Origin of the sequence: Halorientalis sp. LT38, from assembly GCF_037031225.1 — an archaeon.
Lineage (GTDB): Archaea > Halobacteriota > Halobacteria > Halobacteriales > Haloarculaceae > Halorientalis > Halorientalis halophila.
This window is the reverse complement of record NZ_JAYEZN010000001.1, coordinates 2,808,677-2,830,222: the sequence shown is the minus strand read 5'-3', so window position 1 is coordinate 2,830,222 and position 21,546 is coordinate 2,808,677. Positions and strand designations below refer to the sequence as shown.

The window sequence follows — 21,546 nt, the reverse complement described above, 5'->3', positions numbered from 1 at the left end:
GTGAAACTAACGGAATCCCGCGACAGTGACAGGGTCGAGAAGTGGAGTGCGCCGCGCCGTCATGCGAGGGAGGGGATTTGAACCGAGTGGAGACGGTCTCTCCCGTTGGTCGAGCGTGCGACTCCCCGGGTTCAAATATCTCAACGATTCGGTGCGCCCCCGAGTTGGGGGCGCACACTCATGCGAGGGAGGGGATTTGAACCCCTGGACCCCTACGGGAGCGGATCTTAAGTCCGCCGCCGTTTCCAGGCTTGGCTACCCTCGCGCGTTTCCCTCTCCATCGGTGAGAGGTTTGTCGGTTTCGGTCCACCGCCGGCCAGCGGGCGGATTCACGTCCACTGGACTCCACTCCCTTCCCGCCTCGTTGCCACTCGACCCCCACTCTCCGGTCGCTTTTCCGGCGGGTCGCCGTACCCGCCCCCATGACCGACCTCTCCGACGCGGTCCTCGCCGAGATCAAGCAGGAAGGCGAGACGATGACCACCATCGACCTGCTGGCGCTCGTCGAACGCCACGAGTCCGAGAGCCAGGGCCTCGAGTGGGACCGGCTGGAGGCGTACGCCCACCGGCTGACCGAGGAGCGCGACTACGCCTTCGACGCCGACGCCTTCCTCGAGGACGTCGAGAGCGCCCTGACTGGGGCCAGCGACTGGGCCGGCTCCGGATCGGTCTACCGGCTCGGCGACGACCGCATCAGCGTCTATCCCCCGTCCTGGCACGACGCGCTGGGTGGGTCGACCGACGCCGAAGCATACGTCGAGTGCATCCAGCGCGAAGCCGACGGGTTCCCGCGCGCCTCGGCCGACACGGATCTGGGCGTCCCCCTCCGCGAACTCGAATCCGCGATCAGCGTCGTCGGCCGGGTCAGCAGAGACGAGGCCCAGACCGTCGTCGAACGCCAGCGCGAGGACGGACGGCTGGTCGAGGACGCCGATCAGCACCGAAACGCCGGCGTCTACCGGGCTGAAGACGCAGAAGGGCTCCGGGACACGACCGATCCGTCGCGCGAACTCAGAGGGGACGAGGCCGAGCGGTGACGCTCACCAGTCGACGCTGAGCGTGCCGTCGCCCTCGGGGTCGGGAGCGATCTCCTCGTTGGTCCGGCGGTCGACGACGTGGATGATCCCCTTGTCTTTCTTCGCCGGGCACGCTTTGGCCGCCGCCACGTTGTGCTCCAGCTCCGCCTCGTCGAAGAAGTAGGCCTCGGGCTTTGCGATGCCCGTCGAGATATCGAGCGTCCAGTTGTCGGAGAACTCGGCGCACTTCCCTGCGCCGAAGCACTTGTTCGCCTCGAAGATGATCTTGTACGGCTTTTCCTCGACCGGCGGGGCCGCCCCCTCGCCGATCTCGCTGGGGTCGACGGGCTCGTCCGCGTCGCTCATATCCTGCGGTTGGGGACCACCGGTCTTTCCGTTGTCGCTTTCCGTTCGTTCGGAGACGGCGGATGGAACTCGAAACCCGTCGGTTCTACCGGTTGATCGTCACGGACTCGATCTCGACGGTCTCGGCGGGGTTGTCCCGGCCGTCGGTCTCGAGGTTGCCGATCTCCTCGACGACGTCCATCCCGTCGATCACTTCGCCGAAGACGGCGTGTTTGTCGTCGAGGTGGGGCTGGGCGTCCAGCGTGATGAAGAACTGCGAGCCGTTGGTGTTCGGGCCGCTGTTGGCCATCGAGAGCTTGCCGGGGCCGTCGTGGCGCAGTTCGTCGTGGAACTCGTCGTCGAACTGGTAGCCGGGGCCGCCGCGGCCGGTGCCGGTCGGGTCCCCGCCCTGGATCATGAAGTCCTCGATGATGCGGTGGAACTCGACGCCGGCGTAGAGCGAGTCGCCGCGGATCTCGCCCGTCTCGGGGTCCTCCCAGGTCGTCGTCTCCGGCGCCGGTTCGTCGTCCGCGGCCGGGTCGTGTTCGGCCAGGTTGACGAAGTTCTCGACGGTGTCGGGCGCGCGCTCGTCGAACAGGTCGATCTCGATGTCGCCGTGGGTCGTGTGGAGCGTCGCCGTCAGGTCACTCATGGCTCTCACTCCGCTCGGTCGGGGGAAAAGTCTGGTGTTAGTCCCGGGCGACGGCGGCGCGCACGCCCTCCCCGTCGAAGGCCAGGTCCAGGACGCCGAGCGGCGTCCCGCCCCGGACTTTGGTGACCGCGAGGCAGGTCCGGACCTCCCGGTCGACCACGTCCATCCGCACGTCCCAGACCTGGTCGGCCCGCGCGAGGGTCATGCCCCGCCGGAGTACCGACGGGGTGTTCTCGTGGCAGTGAAAGAGCCCGACGCTGTCGGTCATCCGCAGCGCCCGTTTGCAGGTGTCCAGAAATTCGCGGTATCGGATCCGGTCGCCCTGTTCGAGTTCGGTCGTCGGGTCGAGCACCACGAGCGAGTTGGCGTCGAGGCCGCACAGGAACTCCTCGGGGTCGCCGAGCACCTCGTCGCCGTCGACGCCGCGCACGTCCACGTCGAGGTCGTCCGGCCCGACTGCCACCGTCTTCGCGAGCACGTCGCTGACCTCCTCGGCCGGTCGCAGCGTCGAGAGGTACCGCGTCGAGTTCGCGGCCGCCATCGCGTAGAGGAGGGGTTCGCTCTGCGCTCGCGGTAGCGCGGACACCGCGACGAGACTCCCCGTCGGCACGCCCCCACCGAGACCGCTGTCGAGCAGGTCGACCCCCGTCGAGAGTCGGCCGCTCGGCGTTGCTTGGTCACCCATGGCCGGACCGACGCGATTGCCACCGAAAAGCCTGCCGCCCGCGTTTTTGCGCCTCGGGGTCGCCGGAGGCGACCGGAGGCCGGTGGAGACCGATACCGATCCGACTCCGACTCTGCGTGATTTATGTACCTGTCCGTCCCGTTCCCCGACATGAGCAACTCGAAGGCTACCGCGTCCGAGCCCGGGGTGGTGACGCCGGTGCGACTCGTCTTCGCCATCGCCGCCGCGTTCGCGTTCCCGGTGGTCTACGGCCTCGTCGAGCACCTGGGTACGATCACCTATCCGGCGCTGTTCGTCGGGATCCCGGTCACCTTCCTCCCGCCCTTTTTCTATCACGCCTACTGGCCGCGGGACTACGACCTGCCGCGTGCCGCCGGCTGGGGACTCGCCGTCTCCGCGCTCGTGGCCGCGCAGCTCGTGGGTCTCGTCCTGCTCGCCGCGCCGACGCTGGGCCCCGACGGGAGCGTCTTCGCCGCGTTCGTGACCGTCGTCCTCGTCGATTACGCGGCCGTGAAAGCCGTTCTGGGCTGAGTTAGAACGCGCGCAGGTCCTCGAGCACCGCCGCGGCGTCACCGCTCTGGATGGTCTCGCGCGCGACGTCGAGGCCCGTCTCCAGGTCGTCCACGTCCTCGCGAGCGTACATTCGCAGCGCCGCGTTGACGGCCACCGCGTCGGCGAACTGGTCGTCGCGCTCGCCGGTGAGGACGGCCTCCGTGATCGACGCCGAGTCCGCCGCGACGTCGTCGACCTCCAGGTCCTCGCCCGCGAAGTCCATCCCGTACGCGCCGGTCTCGATCTCGAAGTCCTGCAACTCCGCCCCTTCGGACCACTCAGCGACCACGGTCGAACCCGGGCGGATGTCGTCGTACCCCTCCTGGCCCTGGAACATCAGCACCCGGGACACGTCCTGGGACTCCACGTGGCGGAAGGTGTCGACGATCTTCTCGGCGAAGGCGAGGTGGTAGAAACTGCCGAGGTGGACGTCGGCGTCGGCCGGGTTCGCCAGCGTCTCGACGGTGTTGACGAACGAGCGCACGCCCATCATGTCCCGGCGCTCCCAGAGGTCGTCGATCGCGGGATTGAACGCCGGCTGGTAGTAGAACCCGAAGCCGGTCTCGTCGACCATGTCCGCGCTCTCGGCGGGGTCGAGTTCCGTCCGGACGCCCAGTTCGTCGAGGACGTGCTTGTACGCGTCCAGTTTCTGCGTCGGGACCCGATCGCCCGAGTGGACGACGACGGGAGTCCCGGCCGCGGCCGCGACTGCGCCGGCGGCGACGCCGAGGATCGCCGTCGAGTGTTTGCCGTCGTAGTTGGCCCCGCAGTCGACGGGGTCGGCGTCGGGGGCGGCGACTTCGACCGACTCCTCGCGCATGACGTCGGTGTAAGCGGCCAGTTCCTCGGGGGTGTTGCGCTTCCAGCGGTTTGCCAGCCAGAACGCGCCGAGCGTCGTGTGGTCGGGTTCGCCGGCCAGGATGCGCTGGAACGCCTCGCGGGCCTGTCCGCGGTCCATGTCCTCGGCGGACTTGTGGCCGGAGCCGACGACCTCGGTCATCAGTCGCTTGAGCGGCCATTCGCCGAACTGCTGGCTCGCCTGTGTCATACCGAACGGTCGGCACGCCAGCGCGATATATTTCACGAAGCCGACGCCGGCCGTTCGTTCGAAAATCGTCGATCGAACCGCCCGGATCCGGCGGTCGCCTACTCGCCGGCCGACCGCTTCTCGAGCAGTCCCAGGCCGACCCACGTGATGACGGGATCGCCGTCCTGCCTGAAGCCGGTCAGTTTGCTGTCGACCTCGCCGATGTCGGGGCGGTCGCCCGCGCGTTTCTCGACGACTTCGTACTCGATCGAGAGTTCGTCGCCGGGTCTGACGGGCGTTATCCAGCGGAGGTTGTCCACGCCGCGGGCCCCCTGGAAGGCCCACTCGGCGTTTTCCATACACTCGACCAGCAGGCGCATGCACATCGAGGCGGTGTGCCAGCCGCTTGCGGTGAGAGCGCCGAACATCGTGTCCTCGGCGGCCTCGGGGTCCGTGTGGAACGGCTGGGGATCGTACTGTTCGGCGAACTCGAGGATCTCTTCCTCTGTGACCTCGTAGCTCCCGTGTTCGCGCGTGTCACCGACCGCGATGTCCTCGAAGTACCTGACCATTGCCGGGACGAGCAGCGCCCGCGACATATCGGTTTCGCGCCGGCGAAGCGACACCGTTACACTTCGGAATTCCCAACAGGAGGCAATGAGTCTCCGGTCGGGCGACTGGCGCGAGGACGTCGACGACGTTGACGCGGCGCTCGTCGACGGGTACCAGAGCGGGTTCCCCGTGACGGAACGTCCCTTCGAGGCCGTGGGCGCTGACCTTGGGATCGACGCCGCCGACGCGCTGGCCCGGGTCCGCCGCCTCCGCGAGGCGGGCGTCTTCCGCCGGTTCGGGCCGGTCCTCAACCCGCCGGTGATCGGCTCCTCGACGCTCGCGGCAGTCGCCGCGCCCGAGGACCGCTTCGAGGCGGTCGCCGAGATCGTCAACGACCACCGGCAGGTCAACCACAACTACCGGCGCGACCACGAGTGGAACATGTGGTTCGTCGTGACCGCGGGGTCGAAGGACAAGCGCGACGCGATCATCGCGGACGTCGAGGACAGGACAGGACTCGACGTGCTCGTCCTGCCGATGCTGACCGACTACTACATCGACCTGGAGTTCCCCGTGGTGAACGGTGATCGATTCGCCCGGGAGACGCGCCAGGAAGGCGCGTCTCCGGACGAGCGAGCGGTGGAACCGCGAGCACGGGAGTCGATCGCCGAGACGGACGCCTCGGCGACCCGGATCAGCGAGGACGCCGCCGCCCACCTCTCGGCGCTGGACCGCCGACTCCTGCTCGAGATCCAGGACGGCTTCCCGCTGACCGAGACGCCGTATCGGGACGTCGCCGCGGCCGTCGACGCGGACGTGGATGCGGTGATCGAGGCGGTCGATCGACTGCGGGAGAACGGCTGTATCAAGCGCATCGGGTGCGTCGTCAACCACCTCACGACGGGCTTCGACAGCAACTGCATGGTCGTCTGGGACGTGCCCGACGACGAACTCGATACCTGGGGCGAGGCCGTCGGTTCGCTACCCTACGTCACGCTCTGCTATCACCGACCGCGCCGCCCGGACCAGGACTGGCCCTACAACCTCTTCACGATGATCCACGGCCGCGAAACCCCCGCAGTCGACGAGAAGATCGACGAACTCGCCGCCGACTACCTCCCGGTCGACCACGAACGGCTTTACTCGACGGAGACGCTGAAACAGACCGGCGCGCAGTACGACGAGATCGTCGGGGAATAGCACGGCCGTGAGCGGAGTCCCCGTGAACGGAGTGAACGGGGGCTCGGAAGGCGAACGTAGTGAGTCTTCCGGCGCGAACGGCCGCTTTTTCGCCCACGTTTTTCGAGGAGGGTCGCCGGAGGCGTCCCGACGATGAAAAAGGTGGGACGGAGACGCTGAAACAGACCGGCGCGCAGTACGACGAGATCGTGGGGGAGTGAGGTCGTCGTGGCGAGGACCGAACCGGCGTCCGCGACCGTAACGTGTCGTTGAACGAATAATTCCTGCCCCTGAAACGCCCGGAACGCTTATCCTTCTGTTGGGGCCATTTGCTAGCGATTGGATGAGTCCCGGTGACCTCCCCACCGTGCTGGTGGTGGACGACGAACCCGACGTGGCCGACGCGTACGCAGCGCAGTTGCGCGACGAGTACCACGTCGAAACCGCGTACAGCGGTGCGGAGGCACTGGAAGCGCTCGGTCCGGACGTCGACGTGGTGCTGCTCGACCGCCGGATGCCCGGCGTCTCCGGCGACGACGTGCTCGAGGAGCTCCGCGAACAGGGGTACGACTGCCGGGTCGCGATGGTGACCGCGGTCGATCCGGGCTTCGACATCATCGAAATGCCCTTCGACGACTACGTCATCAAACCCGTCTCGCAGTCGGACCTGTTCGACACCATCGACCGGTTGCTCGTCTGCGCCGAGTACGAGGAGACGCTCCAGCGCTACTACGCGCTCTCCTCGAAGTACGCGACGCTCGTGGCGAACAAGGGCACCACGGAACTGGAAGGCAGCGACGAGTTCAGGGAACTCAAACGCCAGCGAGCCCGGATCCGCAACCACCTCGAGGAGACCGTCGCGCGCTTCGACGACGAGGCGTTCGCTGCCGTCTTCCGCGAACTCGACGAGGACGTCCACACCGTCGAAGAAGAGTGACGCCGGACGGACCGCAACGACGCCTGACGCCCTGTCGTTGTTGAATTCGATAACCGCGATTCGATCCCACGAGAGCAGCCAGAGCGAGCAGACCGCATCGTCGATTCTCGGTTTTCAGATCTGAACACGGGGCGGAAACTTTTTGGCTACCCTTCACGACTTTGAACAGTGAGTGGATAGGTTTGGGAGAAACAACAGTCCTCATCGTCGACGACGAGTCCGCCGTCACGGACGTGTACGCGGCCCACCTCCAGGACGAGTACGACGTCCGAACGGCGTATAGCGGTGCGGAAGCACTCGAGAAGCTCGACGAAGACGTCGACGCGGTGTTGCTCGACCGGCGAATGCCGGGGATGTCGGGGGACGAGGTCCTCAAACACATCCGCGAAGAGGGGTTCGACTGCCGGGTCGCGATGGTGACGGCGGTCGACCCTGACTTCGACATCCTGGACATGGGCTTCGACGAGTACGTCGTCAAGCCGGTATCCAGAGCCGACCTCTACGACACGGTAGAACAGCTGCTGACGTACTCGACGTACGACGACACCTTCCAGGAGTACTTCTCGCTGGTCTCGAAGAAAGCGGCGCTCGAGTCCTCGAAGAGTCGCTCCGCGCTGGAGACGAACGACGAGTACCAGGAACTGACGGAGCAGATCGAAGCGCTCGAAGCGAACCTCGACGACGCGGTCGGCGACCTCGAAGACGACGAGTTCGGCGCGCTCTTCCGGATGCCGGAGCCGGATCTCGACTCGATGGACTCGCCGTCGCAGTCGTAGGCACAACCACCCATGGCATGGCAATACTCGCCGCACGCGGTCCTCTATATCGGTATCGCCGTGACCATGGTGGCCTTCGGGACGTGGGCGTATCGCTATCGGTCGACCGTCGGCGCGCGGCCGCTGGCCGGGCTCTTCTTCGGCGTCGCCGTCTGGACCGCTTCGTTCGCCGGCGTGATGGCGCAGACGGAGCCGGCGCTCCAGCGTCCGTTCTACAACGCCGCGTACCTCGGCATCGCGGTCATCCCGGTCCTGTTTCTGTACTTCGCCGAAGATTTCACAAACACCGAGACGCCGCTGACCCGGTACGGCCCCCTCCCGCTGCTCGTGATCCCGGCGCTGACGCAGGTGTTCATCTGGACGAACGGCTGGCACGGGTTGATGTGGAGCGATGTCCGCGTCGCGGGGAACGGGGCGACGCTGTCCGTCGACTACGGGCTCTGGTTCTGGGTTCACAGCGGTTACTCGTACGTCCTCCTGTTCGCGGCGATGGCCCTGTTCGTCCGGATGTTCGTCGTCTCGGACGACGTCTACCGCGGCCAGGTGCTGACGGTGATGTTTGGCGCCTCCGTCCCCTGGCTGGCCAACGCGGCGTTCCTGACCGGCCTCACGAACTTCGACGCGACGCCGCCGGCCTTCGCCGTCACCGTCCTCATGTTCATGGTCGCCATCTTCAGACACCGGATGCTGGAGGTGGTCCCCGTCGCCCGCGAGGTCGCCCGCGACGAGTTGATGGACAACCTCGTCGAGGCGGTGTTCGTCCTCGACGACGACCACCGGATCATCGACTGCAACGAGCGCGCGCTGCGGATCGTCGGGGCCGAGAGCCAGTCCCCGATCGGTCGACCGGTCGAGGACGCGCTCCCCGACCTGGAACCGGTGCTGTCCGGGGCCGCGACGGACGGTGGCAGCAGCGAGGGGTCGGAACTGGCGCTCCGCCGGGACGGCAAGCTCCGGTACTTCGACGTCGAGGTGGCCGAACTCCACCGCGCCGGCGGGCTGTTGACGGGCCACCTGGTCAGTCTGCGCGACGTGACGAACCGGAGACAGCGCGAACAGCGTTTGAACGTCCTCAACCGGGCGCTCCGCCACGACCTCCGGAACGAGGCAAACGTCGTGCTCGGCTACGCGGAACTGGGCAAGCAGGACAACCCGGACGCCGAGTGGGTCGAGGCCATCGAGACGCACATCTCGGGACTGATCGACCTCAGCGAGAAGGTCCGCCAGCTCGAACAGGCCCTCGACAGCGAGGACGTGGGCTCGCGCCGGATGGACGCGGTGGAGGTGGTCGAGACCGTCGTCGCGGACATCGAGGCCGACCGCCCGGACGTCACCATCCAGACCGACCTCCCGGCCGCGGCCCCGGTCTCGGCCATCGAGTTCTTCGCCGACGCCGTCCAGAACGCACTGGAGAACGCCGTCGAGCACAACGACAACCCCGAACCGCTGATCGAGGTCGCCGTCTCCGTCTGGGTCGAGGACGACGAGGTCGTCATCGAAGTCGCCGACAACGGCCCGGGTATCCACGAGGAGGAACGGGCCGTCCTGTTGCGCGGCCGCGAGACGCAACTCGAGCACGTCAGCGGACTCGGCCTCTGGATCATCAACTGGATCGTCACCGAGTCCGGCGGCACCGTCCAGTTCGAGGAGAACGACCCCCGCGGCTCCGTCGTGACGGTCAGGCTGCCGGCGGCCGACGAGGTCCCGGAGGACGGGGAGACCGGCGAAACCGGCGTCGAAGCGGCGGACGCGGACTCCGAAGCGACCACCGACGCGGGGGCCCGGGACGTCCACAGCTGACCCGGGCGGGTCGCGTCAGTCGTCGCTCAGCACGCGGTCGGCGATCGGCTGCCCGGCGTCGTCGGTCGGCGTCTCGGCGACCGACTGGTTGCGCAGTTTCTGGACCACGTCGTAGCCGAAGATGGCCGTCCCGACGATGATCAGCGTGTCGCCCGGTAACCGCGCCCAGAACAACGCCTGGACGATCGGTTGCTCGTAGAAGGCCAGGCTCCGGCCGGCGTCGTAGCCCGCCGTGAAGACGGCCTCGAGCTGGAGGAAGCCGACAGGGAGCACCGAGACGAACACCATCAGCGCCAGGCCGACGTTCCAGCACCAGAACGCCCAGCGCAGGCGGCGCTCGGACCAGGCGCCCGTCCGGGTCGTCAGCTGGAGCATGTAGACGGCCATCCCGATGGCGAGGAAGCCGAAGGCCCCGAACATGGCGGCGTGGGCGTGACCCACGGTGTGGTAGGTGCCGTGCTCGAAGTAGTTGATCAGCGGGAGGTTGATGAAGAACCCGAGCACCCCGGCGCCCACGAAGTTCCACGCCCCGCTGGCGATGATGAACATGAACGGCAGGGTGTACGGGAAGCTCTCGCCGCCGGTGGACATCGCGTGGTACTGGCCGATCGCCTCGTAGAGGATGAACACCAGCGGGATGAGTTCGAGCGTGGAGAAGGCGCTCCCGATGGGCACCCAGATGTCGGGCTGGCCGATCCACCAGTAGTGGTGGGAGACGCCGATGACGCCCGTCCCCATCACGAACAGCGCCTGGAGCATGACCGCCTTCTCCGCCGACCGTTTCTCCAGGAGGTTCATGCTCACGAGCACGAGGCCGACGATGGCGACGATGAAGAACTCGAAGGCGCCCTCGACCCACATGTGGACGACCCACCAGCGCCAGAACTCCGTGACGACGATGTTGGTCTGGGGCGTGTAGAACATCCCCGCCGTGAACAGCAGGGCGATGGAGCCCCCGGCGTAGAGGATCATGTGCGCCAGGCCGAAGGGCTGTTCGCGCTGCAGCAGCGGGCGGAAGCCGCGCCAGACCAGCGCCGCCCAGATGGCGAAGCCGACGAGCAGGCCGATCTGCCAGAGGCGGCCGACCTCGAGGTACTCGAGGCCCTCGTTGCCGATGATCCACCAGAGGTCGCCGTCGATGTACCCCTGGGCGCCGAGCCAGATGCCCGCCAGGCCGCCGACCGCGACGACCACGAGCGCGACCAGCAGGCCGTTGACGTAGCGGGCCTGGTTGTCCGGTTCGTAGCCGGTCAACAGCGCCGGGAGGAAGAGGCCGGCGCCGAGCCAGAGGGTCGCGATCCAGAGGATCCCCAGGTCGATGTGCCAGGTCTTGGCCAGCGCGAAGGGGAGCCACTGGAGGATCTCGAAGCCGAAGATCTCGCCGAGGCCGAAGAAGGCGTCGCGCTCGATGTAGAAGTGCGCGAGCAGCCCACCCAGAAGCACCTGCGCCAGGAAGAGCAGGGCGCCGATGGCGACGAAGCGGCTCGCGGCGATCTGGCTGGGCAGGATCTGCACGTCACGCGGATCGGGGACGGTGACGCCCTCGGTCTCGGGTTCGGGCAGGTCGATGGACTTGTAGAGCCAGATGGCGCCGCCGGCCCCCGCGACGAGCAACACCATGGCGATGACGCTCCAGGTCATCGCGCTCGCCGGCGGCTGGTTGCCCGCGCCGGGGGCGTAGGGCCACTCGTTGGTGAAGCTGTTCTCGCCGCCGGGGCGGTCGGTGTGGGCGACCCAGGCGGTCCACATCGCGAAGTCGGCGAACTGGCGGGCCCGCTCCTCGGAGTCGATCATGTCCGCCGGCACGCCCCGGTGGGGTTCACCCTCGTAGTAGCGCTCGACGTACTCCTCGCGGACCTGCTCGTGGGCGTACAGCTCCGCGGCGGAGTACCGGACCACGTCACCGGACTCGCTCGCGTCGAGTTCCGACTGGACCGTGGCGTTGATCGCCGCCCGGTCGCCGTCCGAGAGGTTCTCGTAGGAACGGCCGTGTTCCTCCCGGGCGTAGTAGGCACGCATGTGCTCGACCTTCAGATCCAGCGCGTCGGCCGTGTAGTCGGGGCCGAAGTACGCGCCGTTTCCGAGGATCGAGCCGTGGTTCATCAGCCCGTCCGACTGGAAGACGGTCTTGCCCGCTTGGACCTGGTCCTGCGTCGTGACCGTCTCGCCGTCGGGCCCCTCGACCTGCTGCGGGATCGGCGGGGCCTGCTGGGCCGAGTAGAGCGCGCCCAGTCCCATGACGACGAGGTTGAACACGAACACGACGACCAGTGCCGTCGCGAGTTGCTTTCGCGTGACTTGCATACAGTCGGGGGTCCGACGAGGAGACGGATGAAGGGTCGACGGTGCTCCAAGATCGTGGGACCGCGACCGAACCGGTTCGGCGACAGCGGGACGACAGCGGGGGACCGAACGTCTTGCAGGCAGTCCGTTCGCGGCCCCGGTCGAGGCCGCTCGCGAACGTCGTCGGTACCGAAAGCCCTACACAGAGTTCGTCCCTAGCAGGGGTCAATGAGTCAGCAACTGCCGGACGTTCAGGCGACGAGTCCCGACGTGACCGTCGGACTGAACCGCGTCGGCGTCACCGGCGTGGAGAAGCTCGTCAAGCTCGGCCGCGAGGACGACCGGCCGATCGTGCTGATGGCCGAGTTCGAGGTGTTCGTCGACCTCCCGTCCTGGCGGAAGGGAGCCGACATGTCCCGCAACATGGAGGTCATCGACGAGACGCTGGAGGCCGCCGTCGCCGACGAGGTCTACCGCGTCGAGGACGTCTGCGGCGAGGTCGCCGAGCGGCTGATCGACAAACACGACTACACGACCAAGGCCGAGGTCCGGATGGAGGCCGAGTACGTCACCCGCGAGCAGACCCCCGAGTCCAACCGCCCCACCCAGTCCACCGCGGACATCATCGCGTCCGCGACCGCGACCGAAGACGGCACCACCGAGGAGATCGGCGCCCGCGTCACCGGCATGACCGTCTGTCCCTGCTCGCAGGGGATGAGCACGTCCCGCGCCCGGGAGACCCTCGCCGGTCTCGGCGTCGACGACGAGGTCGTCGACCAGTTCCTCGAAGAAGTCCCCCAGCCGGGCCACTCCCAGCGCGGCCACGCCACGCTGACTGTCGAGAGCGAGGGCGCACCCGAGGCCGACCTGAACGACATCATCGAGGTGGCCCGCGACGCGATGAGCGCCCGGATCTACAACCTCGCGAAGCGCCCGGACGAGGACCACATGACCTACGAGTCCCACAAGGACGCCAAGTTCGTCGAGGACTGCGTCCGCGCGATGGCCGAGGGCGTGGTCGAGGAGTTCCCCGATCTCCCCGACGAGGCGATCGTGACGATGAAGCAGTCCAACGACGAGTCGATCCACCAGCACAACGCCCACGCCGAGCGCGTCGCGGAGTACGGGACGCTGAAGGGCGAAATCAACGGCGACTAACGTCCGCGCGAGCGGAGCGAGCGCGGTTCGCGGAACGCGAGGCAAAGCCGAGCGTTCCGTTTTTCGCCCACGTTTTTCGACGAGTGGTTCGCCACAGGCGAACCCGAGGAGAAAAACGTGGGATGCTGAAGGGCGAAATCAACGGCGAGGACTGAAGACTTCGGAGCAATCTGCGGTCGCCCCCGTTCTTATTAGGCGAGTCGCCGAATCCCGTTCGATGCCACCCACAGTGAGCCGCGACCCGGACGACGAGCGGGTCGCACACCTCCGTATCGACACCGGCGACCTGAACCTCCTCTCGCCCGCGGCGATCGAGGAGCTCCGCGACGCCGCGACGAACGTGCCGGCAGACGTCTCGGTGCTCACCGTCGGGCCGGCCGCCGACGACGGGATCGGCGGACTGACGGCCGGCCTGGATCTCGACGCGGTGCTCGATAGCTCGGTGTCCGAGGCGCGGTCCTTTCTCGGGGCGCTCCACGACGCGAACGCGGCGATCCGCGATCAGGACGCCGTCACGGTCTGTCGCTGCGGGGAGTACGCTCTCGGGGCGGGGCTGGAACTGGCGATGTCCTGTGACTTCCGGGTCACGACCGAGGACGCCGCGCTGGGGCTGCCCGAGATCGACGCGGGGCTGGTCACCGGCATCCAGGGCGGGCTGCTGGTCCGGCTCGTGGGACTCCAGGCCGCGAAGGAACTGATCTACACCGGTGAGCCGGTGTCGGGAGCCGAGGCCGCCGAGATGGGGTTGGTCAACCGGGCGGTCCCACCGACGGAGTACGACGCGACCGTGGACGACCTCGTCGAGACGCTCGCCGCGAAGAGTCCGGAAATCGTCCGCCGACAGTCCGAGGTCTTTCGCGCGCTCCGCTCGAACGGCGTCGAGGCCGGGATCCGACACAGCCGCGAGAGTATCGCGGCCTGTTTCGACACGTACGACCGGCGCGAGGCGATGGCGGCGTTCCTCGAAGACAGGGATCCGGTATTCGAGGGGCGCTGAGGGACGGTTACAGGTTCAGCTCTTCGGCTTCCTCCCACCGCGGGTCGAACTCCGAACGGACGTTGGCGGCGAACTCGCGGTCCTTGAGGTCGATCACGGCGAAGGTCTCGTCGGCGTTGAGCGGGTGGGGGACCTCGATGCAGACCTCTGCGTTGTCGATCAGCTCGAAGGTGCCGGAGACGTTGGGCGAGATGCGCACCGAGAACTGCTCGTGGCGGGCCAGATGGGAGCGGTAGCGCTCGCCGACGCTCTCGGGCAGTTCGTCGACGAGTTCCGGACGCATCAACAGCGAGACGTCGACGCCCCGGTCGAGGGCGTTGCCGAGTTCCTCGACGATCAGGTCGCCGACGGTGTCCATGTCGAACTGCTGGGAGGACGAGGACGCGACCATGATGATGCGCTCGTCGGCGGCGGCGAGGCGTTCGACGAGCAGGTCGACGGTCTCGTCCGGGCCGACGGCAGCGGTCCAGAAGGTCTCCTCGACGGGTTCGGCGCTCTCGAGTTCGCCGACGAGGTCGTCGACGATGCCCTCGTACTGTTCGGCCTTCTCCTCGAGTTCGCGCTTCTTGTCCTCGAGCAGGCGGTCGAGGGCGGTCTGGGGTTCGACGGCGACGTACTTCTTGGGCCGGCTCGCGCTCTGGCTCCGGACCAGATTGTACGTCTCGATGCTGTTGAGCACGTCGTAGATCCGACCCATGGGCACGTCGCTGACGCGGGACAACTCTTTGGCCGTTGTGGGCCCCGTCTTCAGTAGCGCGCGGTAGGCCCGGGCCTCGTACTCGGACAACCCCAGGTCTCTCAGACTTGCCATTGTGGAGCGCTCGGATGCCGGGGATATAAACGCATCGCAGGTTTACCGCCGTGGTTTTTATGAACCGGTCGCCAGTTCAGCCAGGCCGTCGGGCGATTCGGCCGTCCCGGTCGGTTCGCCGTCGTCGATCACCCTCGCTTCGCCGTCCGGGACGTCCGCGTCGGGCACGACGACCGCCTCGTGGTCGGCGACTCGCAGGGCGGCGCGGTGGAGGTCGCTGCCGGCGGGCGTCCCCACCCGGAAGACCCGCAGCGACTGGAGGCGCGCGGCCACCGTCGCGAAACTAGCGACCTCGACGCCCATGCGCTCGGCCGCACCCGCGAACGCCGCGACGGCCTCGCGGGCCCGTTCGCGGTACCGGTCCTCCCCGGTCAGCGCCGCCAGGTCGATCAGCGCGTCGGCGAGTTCGACGTTGGTGTCGAGCGGGTAGAGCGGCTGGTCCAGCAGGCCGGGGCCCGTCGCGACCCCGTCCCGGAACGCCCCGCTCGCGTCGTCTCCCAGTTCGGCCAGCGCGTAGTCGGCGACGGCGACGGCGGCGTCCTCGTAGCCGCCCGTCACCTGCCAGCCGGTCGTCAGCCCCTGCAGGACCCCCGTCTGGTCGGCGAGCAGTCCGGCCTCGCCGGTCTCCTCGTCGGTCCGGTAGTGGGTGACCTCGCCCTCGTCGACCAGGTCGTCGAGGACGTGGTCGAGGGCTCGCTCGGCGTACCGGCGCGCGGACTCGTCGTCGGTGTAGGCGTGCAGGGAGAAGAGCGCCCCGGCCGCCATCCCGTTCCGGTCGGCCAGCACCGTCTCGTCGACCGCCGGCGGCTCGGCCTCCTCGCGGTCGGTGGGCCCCATCCGGTAGTAGTCGTCGTCGCCGGCCTGGCTGGCGGCGAAGGCGTCGCCGGTCCACAGGTCCGTCGTCAGGTACTCGACGGTCGACTCGGCGGAGCTCCGGTAGGAGTCTTCGCCGGTGTAGCGGTACGCACGGGCGAACGCGCGGACCAGCGCGGCGTTCTCGTCGAGCAGTTTCTCCCGGTGGGGGTCGCTCCAGTCCCGGCCCGTCGCGTAGCGGTAGAAGCCGCCGTCGTAGGTGTCGAGCAGGTGCGTCTGGATGGCCTCCAGCGTCCGGGTGGCCTGATCTCGGGCCCGGACAAGTGCGAACTCCACGGTCCGCGGGAGGGGGAATTTCGCGTCCGAGCCCCAGCCGCCGAACTCCTCGTCGAAGGCCCCGAGCAACTGCTCGACCATGTGCTCCTCGATGCGGGCGGTGACCTCACCGCTCGGTGGCGTCCCGTCCCGGAGTGCGCGCGGGACGCGACCGGCGTCCTCGCCCTCGCCGTCCCAGGTGCGCCGCACGGAGTCCAAGATCTCCCGGAAGCCGTCGATCCCGAGGTAGCCGGCGCCGGTGAGGATGTCACCCTCGGGCGTGCAGAAGACGGTCGAGGGGAACCCGCCCATGTTGTAGCGTTCGCGGACCCGCGGGTGGCGGTCCACGTCGACCCGGACCGGCACGAACCCGTCGTTGATGTTCGCGGCGATGCGCGGCTCGGTGTAGGTGGTGGCGTCCATCTCGTGGCAGTGGGCACACCACGGAGCCGACAGCGAGAGCAGGACCGGCTTGCCCGCCCGATCGGCCACCTCGAAGGGCTCCTGGCCCCACTCGCGCCACTCGACGTTCGTGCGCGCCGCGGAGTCGTCCATATCGGGCGGAAGCGGTCGCCGGTCAAGTATCCTGCGTCCCGGCGCGCTCGCTCGATCACTGGGAATCCGGCCGGAAGCGGTTCTATTTTGAGTGCTGGCCCGCTACGGACGGGCATGCTCCGGATGATCGCCCTGCTGTTGCTCATCCCCCTGCTTGACATCATGCTCCTGTTCGTGGTGGGGGGCTGGATCGGCGTCCTGCCGACGGTCGCGCTGGTCGTCCTCACCGCGCTGATCGGGATGCTCCTGGTCCGCGCCGAGGGCCGCCATACCCTCCGGAAGATCCAGGCCAAACTCGCCCAGGGGGAGGCCCCGACCGACGAACTGATCGACGGGGGCCTCCTGCTCATCTCGGGCGCGATGTTGCTCACGCCCGGGCTCGTGACGGACCTCGTCGGGCTGGTCCTCGTCGTGCCCGTCACGCGCTACCCCGTCCGGCTGGCGGCCAAGAAGTGGTTCGTCACGCCCTACGTTGACGCGAAGACCAGCGGCTTCGCCACCGGCAACGTCTACGTCGGCGGCTTCCCCGGCGGCGAGGGCCAGGGGGGAGCGGCAGGGGGACAGCCCGGCCAGGGTACCCCCGAGGACACCTACGACGTCGATAGCGACTCCTACGACGTGGACGACGAGAGTTCGCGCTGAGCGCGGAGGCAACCCGCGACCGGATGTGAGCCCGAACCACCCTTTCAGCGAAAAGAAACGCTTAACATAGGCAGGGCGGAACAGTCGAACGCGCTCACCTGGGCCAATAGCTCAGTCAGGTTGAGCGCTCGGCTGATAACCGGGAGGCCTCCGGTTCAAATCCGGATTGGCCCACTTTCCGCGGGCCGAGAACTCCCCAGCCACCTAACTTTCGGCGCTCTCAGTTCCGTAGTGGTTGCTCTCTACAGCAGTCGCCCTACTCCCCGAAGAGATTCTCGTAGTGGCTCCGGATGAACTACCGCACCCAGTCGCCGTCGGTCCGGTCGGCGGAGTTGTCGGCGGGGTGGTCGGCGACCTGTTCGTGCCGGACGATCCTATCGAGAGTGTCCTCGCGGGCAAGGGCCCCGCAGAGGGCGGGCGGCCCTGAGGGGTAGCTTTTCGTCCCCTGCCCCTGACTACAGGGTGTAATGATCGTCGTTCACGCGAGTTTCCCCATCGACCCCGAGCACCGCGAGGAAGCGCTGGCGCAGATCCAGGACCTGGCCGAGCAGTCCCGCGCGGAAGACGGAATGCTCGACTACCGCGCGACGACCGACGTCGAGGACGAGAACGTGGTTCGCTTCGTGGAGCGCTACGAGGACGCCGCGGCCTTCGGCGCGCACACGGAGACCGAGCACTTCGGCGAGTTCGAGGCGGCGCTGGGCGACTGGCTCGCCGGCGAACCCGAGGTACTCCAGTTCGAGGTCGACTCGATGACCGAACTGGAGCTCTGAGGCGCAACCCGTCGGATTACTTTTAAACACGGCTCCATATCCGCGTGAACCGTTATCCCGGAGCACCCGGTACCCGGTGGCACGATGGCGAACACGGGCGGTCCGGGGTCGGGGGCCCCGGATCGACGGGGGGCGGAGCGCGGGGTATCGAACACGCTGGACAGACGCCGGTTCGTCCAGGCGACGGCGCTGGCGGGACTCGCGACGGGCCTCGCGAGCGGCGAGAGCGGATCGGCGACCTCGGGGGGCGCGCTCACCGCGAGCGCGGCCCGTCGGGACATCACGCCGGAGAACGGCGGCTCCTTCTTCGGGTACGTCCGGCCGGACATGCGGGCCGAGGGGGTCGCGATCAGGCTGTTCGCACACGCGCTGGTCCTCTCGGACGGCGAGCGGAAGGTCGCGCTCGTGTCGGCGGACCTCGGAAAGCCGGCGGTGCGGGACCGGGTAATCGAGCACGTCCGACCGCAGGGGTTCGACCGCGATTCGGTGCTCTTCGCGGCGACGCACACCCACGCCGGGCCGAACGAACCGGGCGAGTGGATCGCGGGGCAGATCGGCGACGCGATCGCGGCGGCCGACGCGAACCGCCGCCCGGCCCGGGCCGGCTGGGCCAGCGGCACGGTCGAAGAGGGCAACTGGAACCGGTCGCTGGCGGCCCATCTGGCTAATTTCGACCTGGAGGTGCCGATCGGCGAGGCCGAACCCGAAGACCACCCGGTCGACCCCGACCGCGCTCGCGACACGACGGTCAGGCTGCTCCGGGTCGAGGGAACCGACGGGACGCCGATCTGCGCGTGGACGCTGTTCGGTAACCACCCGACGGCGTTCACGCCGAGCAACACGACGTTCTCGGCGGACTTCCCCGGCGTCGCACGCGAGTGGTTCGCCCGGCGCTTCGACGACGGCGACGCGCCCGTGACGGTCTACACAACTGGGCGCGTCGGCGACCAGATCCCGCGTTACGACGACTACGGGCAGTACGCGGTCGCCGAGCGGACGGCGATCCGGATCGAGCGCGCGATGTGGGACGCCTGGCGGAACGCCGGCGGCGACCTCTCCCGGGACCTCCCGGTGGACGGGCGCGCGACGCAGGACGAGTACGTCGGGCAGGAAGTCGAACCCGGCAAGCGGGTCGCCGACGACGCGATCGTCGGCCTGCCGACGCTGGACGGCGGCGAGAACGGGCCGACGCCCTTCTCGGGGCTCGAACTGGAGGGCAAACGCAAACCGGAGTGGCTGGCCGACGACGTCCACGGGCGGAAGATCCTGCTCGCGCCGGCCCCCTACTCGACTGACGTGGAAGTGCAGGCCATGCGGATCGGGGACGAGATGCTCGTGACGGTCCCCGGCGAACCGACCGTCGAGATGGGGCGGCGGATGCGGGAAGCCGCCGAATCGGTCGCGCCAGACGGCGTCGAGACGGTCTCCGTGGTCGGCATCGCCAACGGGTACAACGGCTACTTCACCACGCCCCAGGAGTACGACGTGCAGGACTACGAGGGCGGCAACACCGCCTTCGGGAAGTACACCTCCCTGCTGATCCGCAATCGGCAGGAGGACCTCGCCGGCGCGCTGGCCGAGCGGGTCGGCGAACCCTCAGAACCCACCGGTTCGCGACCGGCGGTGCCGGACGCCCCGGTCGGCGACGGCGGCGACGACGGGGCGATCGAGACCCAGCCGCCCGAAACCGTCGAGCGGATGGACGTCGTCACGCTCGAATGGAGGGGCGGCTGGAGCGGGAAAGACCGGCCGGTCGGCGATCCCTTCGTGTCGCTCGAACGGCGGACGGGCGGCGGGTGGGAGACGGTGACCAGCGACCTCGGCCTCGGCTTCGTCTGGACGGCGTTCTGGGGGCACTATACCGCGCGCTACGACGTGCCGCCTGACCTGCCGACGGGGACCTACCGGTTCCGCGTGCAGGCCGCGAACTACGAACTGCCGAGCCGGGCCTTCGAGGTCGTTCCGTCGAGGGGACTCCGCGTGCGGGGCGTCCGGGTCGCTGACGGTTCGAGCAGCGGTGAGGGGGACGGGACGCGGCTCGCGTTCGTCGCGCAGAACCCGCCACCGGACCCCGACGAGAACCTCCGCGTCCGACCGATTCGGCCGACGGGTGGCCTGCTGGCGTTCTCCGCGGCGGGCCAGGAACACGAGGCGAGGTGGGACAAGGGGGCCGAGGCCTGGATCGCGACCGTCTCGGGCGTGGCTGCCGGCGACGTGGTGACCGTCCCCGAGAACGGGCTGGTCGACGGCCTGGGCAACCGGAACGGGAAAGCGGTCGACCTCCGTGTCGGGTCCGTCGCCGAGCTGGACTGGCCCGAGACGATGGGGACCGGCGGCGGCGATCCGCCGGGGCTGTTCGGGATCGGGTCCTTCCCGACCTGACTGCCTCGTCACTGACCCACAACCATTCTTACCCCGGCGCTCCTCTGCCGGCCCATGACCGACATCGAGGTCACGCGCGAGGACGACTACGCGACCGTCACGATCAGCAACCCCGAGCGCAAGAACGCTATCAGCGCCGAGGCCTGCGCGGAGATGGCCGACGAACTCCGCGCGCTGGAACACGACGCCGGGATCCGCGCGGTCGTCGTCGAGGGCGAGGGCGACGCCTTCTGTTCCGGGATCGACCTCTCGGGGGGCATGGACGGCAAAGGCGTGATCGAGGAACTCGAAACCGGCCTGAACGCCATCGCGGCCGGCCTCCTGCGGATGGAGAAGCCCACAATCGCCGTCGTCCGTGGCGTCGCCGTCGGTGCAGGTGCTTCGCTGGCGACGGCCTGTGACTTCGTCTACGCCCGGGACGACGCGGTCTTCGGCTGGGGTTTTACCGACATCGGCCTCGCGCCCGACACCGGCGCGACCTACGTCCTGCCCCGTCTCGTGGGCGTGCGCCGGGCGCTCGACCTCCTGATCACCGCCCGTCGCGTCGGCGCCGAGGAGGCCGTCGACATGGGCATCGCCACGGAGTCGTTCGACGCCGAGGAGTTCGAGGACACGGTCGCGGAACGGGTTGCGACCCTGGCCTCCCGGCCGACCCTGGCGGTCGGCGAGACCAAGCGGCTGGTCCAGCGCAACACCCACCGCTCGATGGAGGAGGCGCTCCGCGCGGAGGCTCGCGCGCAGGATCGGATCTTCGAGACCCAGGACTTCGCGGAGGGGGTCGGCGCGTTCTTCGAGGGTCGCGAACCCGAGTTCGAGGGGCGCTGACCGGCGCTACCGGTCGTGCGCACTCCGGACTGCCGCGACGAGTGCGTCCCGGTCGTCGTGGTGGTGCAGGTGCGTCGGGCAGTCGCAGTCCGACGCGCCGAAGCCCTCGACGACCACCGCGCCGGTCTCGGCGAGCGCGCGGGCCACGGCGCACTCGATCTCGGCCCCGGGCGAGCGCGCGACCGTCTCGATCCGCGCTGGGGTGTCGCCCAGCAGGTAGTCGACGTGCCAGTGGCGGGCGTCGCGCTCGCCGGCGGCCATCTCGACGTGGCGATCGACCCGACTGAACCCGCCGGGACCGAACGCGCTGCCGGTGTAGGCGCAGGCGCCGGCTGGGAGTTCGTGTCCGCCGAGCGACCCGACCGTAAGCGTCTCCGGTTCCGGAAGGTTGACGACGATAGTGTACGTTCCTCCGACCACGCCGGGACAACGCCCCGCGCCCAAATCGACCTTCCGAAGTCGTCGACTGTC

At 68.4% G+C, this 21,546-nt stretch carries 21 protein-coding genes and 2 tRNA genes; 13 read left to right on the top strand and 10 right to left on the bottom strand.

Annotation, left to right across the window (positions count from 1 at the left end):
* Positions 1-181: 181 nt before the first annotated feature.
* Positions 182-265, bottom strand: a tRNA-Leu gene (locus tag U5918_RS14575).
* 157 nt (positions 266-422) lie between these two features.
* On the opposite strand from U5918_RS14575, the gene U5918_RS14570 reads away from it, so the two are divergent.
* Complete coding sequence (locus U5918_RS14570; RefSeq protein ID WP_336002199.1) at positions 423-1,037, top strand: hypothetical protein; 615 nt, start codon at positions 423-425, stop codon at positions 1,035-1,037.
* A 3-nt stretch (positions 1,038-1,040) separates the two neighbouring features.
* Here U5918_RS14570 and U5918_RS14565 read toward each other — a convergent pair whose 3' ends face one another.
* The 3 genes from U5918_RS14565 to U5918_RS14555 all read right to left on the bottom strand — a co-directional run bounded on the left by U5918_RS14565 (position 1,041) and on the right by U5918_RS14555 (position 2,698).
* Complete coding sequence (locus U5918_RS14565) at positions 1,041-1,382, bottom strand: ferredoxin (RefSeq protein ID WP_336002197.1); 342 nt, start codon at positions 1,380-1,382, stop codon at positions 1,041-1,043.
* Positions 1,383-1,467: 85 nt separating this feature from the next.
* A complete protein-coding gene (locus tag U5918_RS14560) occupies positions 1,468-2,013 on the bottom strand; it encodes a peptidylprolyl isomerase (protein WP_336002196.1) in 546 nt (181 codons plus the stop codon).
* A gap of 37 nt (positions 2,014-2,050) precedes the next feature.
* Entirely contained in the window at positions 2,051-2,698 is a 648-nt protein-coding gene (locus U5918_RS14555) for an RAD55 family ATPase (protein ID WP_336002195.1), read from the bottom strand.
* A gap of 150 nt (positions 2,699-2,848) precedes the next feature.
* On the opposite strand from U5918_RS14555, the gene U5918_RS14550 reads away from it, so the two are divergent.
* Complete coding sequence (locus U5918_RS14550) at positions 2,849-3,229, top strand: hypothetical protein (RefSeq protein ID WP_336002194.1); 381 nt, start codon at positions 2,849-2,851, stop codon at positions 3,227-3,229.
* Position 3,230: 1 nt separating this feature from the next.
* On the opposite strand, the gene U5918_RS14545 is transcribed toward U5918_RS14550, so the two are convergent.
* Together U5918_RS14545 and U5918_RS14540 are read right to left on the bottom strand one after the other, a co-directional pair.
* Complete coding sequence (locus U5918_RS14545) at positions 3,231-4,298, bottom strand: anthranilate phosphoribosyltransferase (protein ID WP_336002192.1); 1,068 nt, start codon at positions 4,296-4,298, stop codon at positions 3,231-3,233.
* 98 nt (positions 4,299-4,396) lie between these two features.
* Complete coding sequence (locus U5918_RS14540; protein WP_336002191.1) at positions 4,397-4,849, bottom strand: MaoC family dehydratase; 453 nt, start codon at positions 4,847-4,849, stop codon at positions 4,397-4,399.
* Positions 4,850-4,934: 85 nt separating this feature from the next.
* On the opposite strand from U5918_RS14540, the gene ahbB reads away from it, so the two are divergent.
* The 4 genes from ahbB to U5918_RS14520 all read left to right on the top strand — a co-directional run bounded on the left by ahbB (position 4,935) and on the right by U5918_RS14520 (position 9,521).
* Positions 4,935-6,029 (top strand): siroheme decarboxylase subunit beta, encoded by a 1,095-nt coding sequence (ahbB, locus tag U5918_RS14535; RefSeq protein ID WP_336002189.1) that lies wholly within the window; start codon positions 4,935-4,937, stop codon positions 6,027-6,029.
* Between the two features lie 322 nt (positions 6,030-6,351).
* Positions 6,352-6,945 carry a response regulator gene (locus U5918_RS14530; protein ID WP_336002188.1) on the top strand — a complete coding sequence of 198 codons (594 nt, stop codon included), beginning with the start codon at positions 6,352-6,354 and terminating at the stop codon, positions 6,943-6,945.
* 176 nt (positions 6,946-7,121) lie between these two features.
* Positions 7,122-7,721: a HalX domain-containing protein gene (locus U5918_RS14525; RefSeq protein ID WP_336003340.1), complete on the top strand. Its 600-nt coding sequence runs from the start codon at positions 7,122-7,124 to the stop codon at positions 7,719-7,721.
* Positions 7,722-7,733: 12 nt separating this feature from the next.
* A complete protein-coding gene (locus tag U5918_RS14520) occupies positions 7,734-9,521 on the top strand; it encodes a histidine kinase N-terminal 7TM domain-containing protein (RefSeq protein WP_336002187.1) in 1,788 nt (595 codons plus the stop codon).
* Between the two features lie 15 nt (positions 9,522-9,536).
* Here U5918_RS14520 and U5918_RS14515 read toward each other — a convergent pair whose 3' ends face one another.
* Positions 9,537-11,825 carry a nitric-oxide reductase large subunit gene (locus U5918_RS14515; protein ID WP_336002185.1) on the bottom strand — a complete coding sequence of 763 codons (2,289 nt, stop codon included), beginning with the start codon at positions 11,823-11,825 and terminating at the stop codon, positions 9,537-9,539.
* Between the two features lie 207 nt (positions 11,826-12,032).
* Between U5918_RS14515 and mptA the strand changes: the two genes are divergently transcribed.
* The gene (gene mptA / locus U5918_RS14510) at positions 12,033-12,962 is read left to right on the top strand and encodes a GTP cyclohydrolase MptA (RefSeq protein WP_336002183.1); all 930 of its coding nucleotides are present in this window, start codon (positions 12,033-12,035) and stop codon (positions 12,960-12,962) included.
* Between the two features lie 217 nt (positions 12,963-13,179).
* Positions 13,180-13,959 carry an enoyl-CoA hydratase/isomerase family protein gene (locus U5918_RS14505; protein ID WP_336002182.1) on the top strand — a complete coding sequence of 260 codons (780 nt, stop codon included), beginning with the start codon at positions 13,180-13,182 and terminating at the stop codon, positions 13,957-13,959.
* Between the two features lie 7 nt (positions 13,960-13,966).
* Here U5918_RS14505 and U5918_RS14500 read toward each other — a convergent pair whose 3' ends face one another.
* Together U5918_RS14500 and U5918_RS14495 are read right to left on the bottom strand one after the other, a co-directional pair.
* A complete protein-coding gene (locus U5918_RS14500) occupies positions 13,967-14,770 on the bottom strand; it encodes a TrmB family transcriptional regulator (protein WP_336002181.1) in 804 nt (267 codons plus the stop codon).
* Positions 14,771-14,827: 57 nt separating this feature from the next.
* Positions 14,828-16,453: a DUF255 domain-containing protein gene (locus tag U5918_RS14495; protein WP_336002180.1), complete on the bottom strand. Its 1,626-nt coding sequence runs from the start codon at positions 16,451-16,453 to the stop codon at positions 14,828-14,830.
* A 114-nt stretch (positions 16,454-16,567) separates the two neighbouring features.
* On the opposite strand from U5918_RS14495, the gene U5918_RS14490 reads away from it, so the two are divergent.
* The 5 genes from U5918_RS14490 (at position 16,568) to U5918_RS14470 (ending at position 21,075) form a co-directional block, all read left to right on the top strand.
* Positions 16,568-17,095, top strand: a complete 528-nt coding sequence (locus U5918_RS14490; RefSeq protein WP_336002178.1) for an FxsA family protein — start codon at positions 16,568-16,570, stop codon at positions 17,093-17,095.
* A gap of 100 nt (positions 17,096-17,195) precedes the next feature.
* A tRNA-Ile gene (locus U5918_RS14485) sits at positions 17,196-17,269 on the top strand.
* Positions 17,270-17,562: 293 nt separating this feature from the next.
* A complete protein-coding gene (locus U5918_RS14480; RefSeq protein WP_336002177.1) occupies positions 17,563-17,868 on the top strand; it encodes a putative quinol monooxygenase in 306 nt (101 codons plus the stop codon).
* Positions 17,869-17,952: 84 nt separating this feature from the next.
* The gene (locus tag U5918_RS14475) at positions 17,953-20,250 is read left to right on the top strand and encodes a neutral/alkaline non-lysosomal ceramidase N-terminal domain-containing protein (RefSeq protein WP_336002175.1); all 2,298 of its coding nucleotides are present in this window, start codon (positions 17,953-17,955) and stop codon (positions 20,248-20,250) included.
* A 54-nt stretch (positions 20,251-20,304) separates the two neighbouring features.
* Positions 20,305-21,075, top strand: a complete 771-nt coding sequence (locus U5918_RS14470) for an enoyl-CoA hydratase/isomerase family protein (protein WP_336002173.1) — start codon at positions 20,305-20,307, stop codon at positions 21,073-21,075.
* Between the two features lie 6 nt (positions 21,076-21,081).
* Here the strand turns inward: U5918_RS14470 and U5918_RS14465 are convergent, their stop codons facing one another.
* The gene (locus U5918_RS14465; protein ID WP_336002172.1) at positions 21,082-21,495 is read right to left on the bottom strand and encodes a GIY-YIG nuclease family protein; all 414 of its coding nucleotides are present in this window, start codon (positions 21,493-21,495) and stop codon (positions 21,082-21,084) included.
* Between the last annotated feature and the right edge of the window lie 51 nt (positions 21,496-21,546).

Excerpts from the sequence above, each read along its gene's own strand:
- U5918_RS14520 (WP_336002187.1), top strand. The coding sequence starts at position 7,734 with ATGGCATGGCAATACTCGCCGCACGCGGTCCTCTATATCGGTATCGCC.
- U5918_RS14560 (WP_336002196.1), bottom strand. The coding sequence starts at position 2,013 with ATGAGTGACCTGACGGCGACGCTCCACACGACCCACGGCGACATCGAG.
- U5918_RS14570 (WP_336002199.1), top strand. The coding sequence starts at position 423 with ATGACCGACCTCTCCGACGCGGTCCTCGCCGAGATCAAGCAGGAAGGC.
- U5918_RS14550 (WP_336002194.1), top strand. The coding sequence starts at position 2,849 with ATGAGCAACTCGAAGGCTACCGCGTCCGAGCCCGGGGTGGTGACGCCG.
- U5918_RS14505 (WP_336002182.1), top strand. The coding sequence starts at position 13,180 with ATGCCACCCACAGTGAGCCGCGACCCGGACGACGAGCGGGTCGCACAC.
- ahbB (WP_336002189.1), top strand. The coding sequence starts at position 4,935 with ATGAGTCTCCGGTCGGGCGACTGGCGCGAGGACGTCGACGACGTTGAC.
- U5918_RS14555 (WP_336002195.1), bottom strand. The coding sequence starts at position 2,698 with ATGGGTGACCAAGCAACGCCGAGCGGCCGACTCTCGACGGGGGTCGAC.
- U5918_RS14470 (WP_336002173.1), top strand. The coding sequence starts at position 20,305 with ATGACCGACATCGAGGTCACGCGCGAGGACGACTACGCGACCGTCACG.
- U5918_RS14565 (WP_336002197.1), bottom strand. The coding sequence starts at position 1,382 with ATGAGCGACGCGGACGAGCCCGTCGACCCCAGCGAGATCGGCGAGGGG.
- U5918_RS14500 (WP_336002181.1), bottom strand. The coding sequence starts at position 14,770 with ATGGCAAGTCTGAGAGACCTGGGGTTGTCCGAGTACGAGGCCCGGGCC.
- U5918_RS14530 (WP_336002188.1), top strand. The coding sequence starts at position 6,352 with ATGAGTCCCGGTGACCTCCCCACCGTGCTGGTGGTGGACGACGAACCC.
- mptA (WP_336002183.1), top strand. The coding sequence starts at position 12,033 with ATGAGTCAGCAACTGCCGGACGTTCAGGCGACGAGTCCCGACGTGACC.
- U5918_RS14480 (WP_336002177.1), top strand. The coding sequence starts at position 17,563 with ATGATCGTCGTTCACGCGAGTTTCCCCATCGACCCCGAGCACCGCGAG.
- U5918_RS14540 (WP_336002191.1), bottom strand. The coding sequence starts at position 4,849 with ATGGTCAGGTACTTCGAGGACATCGCGGTCGGTGACACGCGCGAACAC.
- U5918_RS14475 (WP_336002175.1), top strand. The coding sequence starts at position 17,953 with ATGGCGAACACGGGCGGTCCGGGGTCGGGGGCCCCGGATCGACGGGGG.
- U5918_RS14545 (WP_336002192.1), bottom strand. The coding sequence starts at position 4,298 with ATGACACAGGCGAGCCAGCAGTTCGGCGAATGGCCGCTCAAGCGACTG.
- U5918_RS14490 (WP_336002178.1), top strand. The coding sequence starts at position 16,568 with ATGCTCCGGATGATCGCCCTGCTGTTGCTCATCCCCCTGCTTGACATC.
- U5918_RS14495 (WP_336002180.1), bottom strand. The coding sequence starts at position 16,453 with ATGGACGACTCCGCGGCGCGCACGAACGTCGAGTGGCGCGAGTGGGGC.
- U5918_RS14515 (WP_336002185.1), bottom strand. The coding sequence starts at position 11,825 with ATGCAAGTCACGCGAAAGCAACTCGCGACGGCACTGGTCGTCGTGTTC.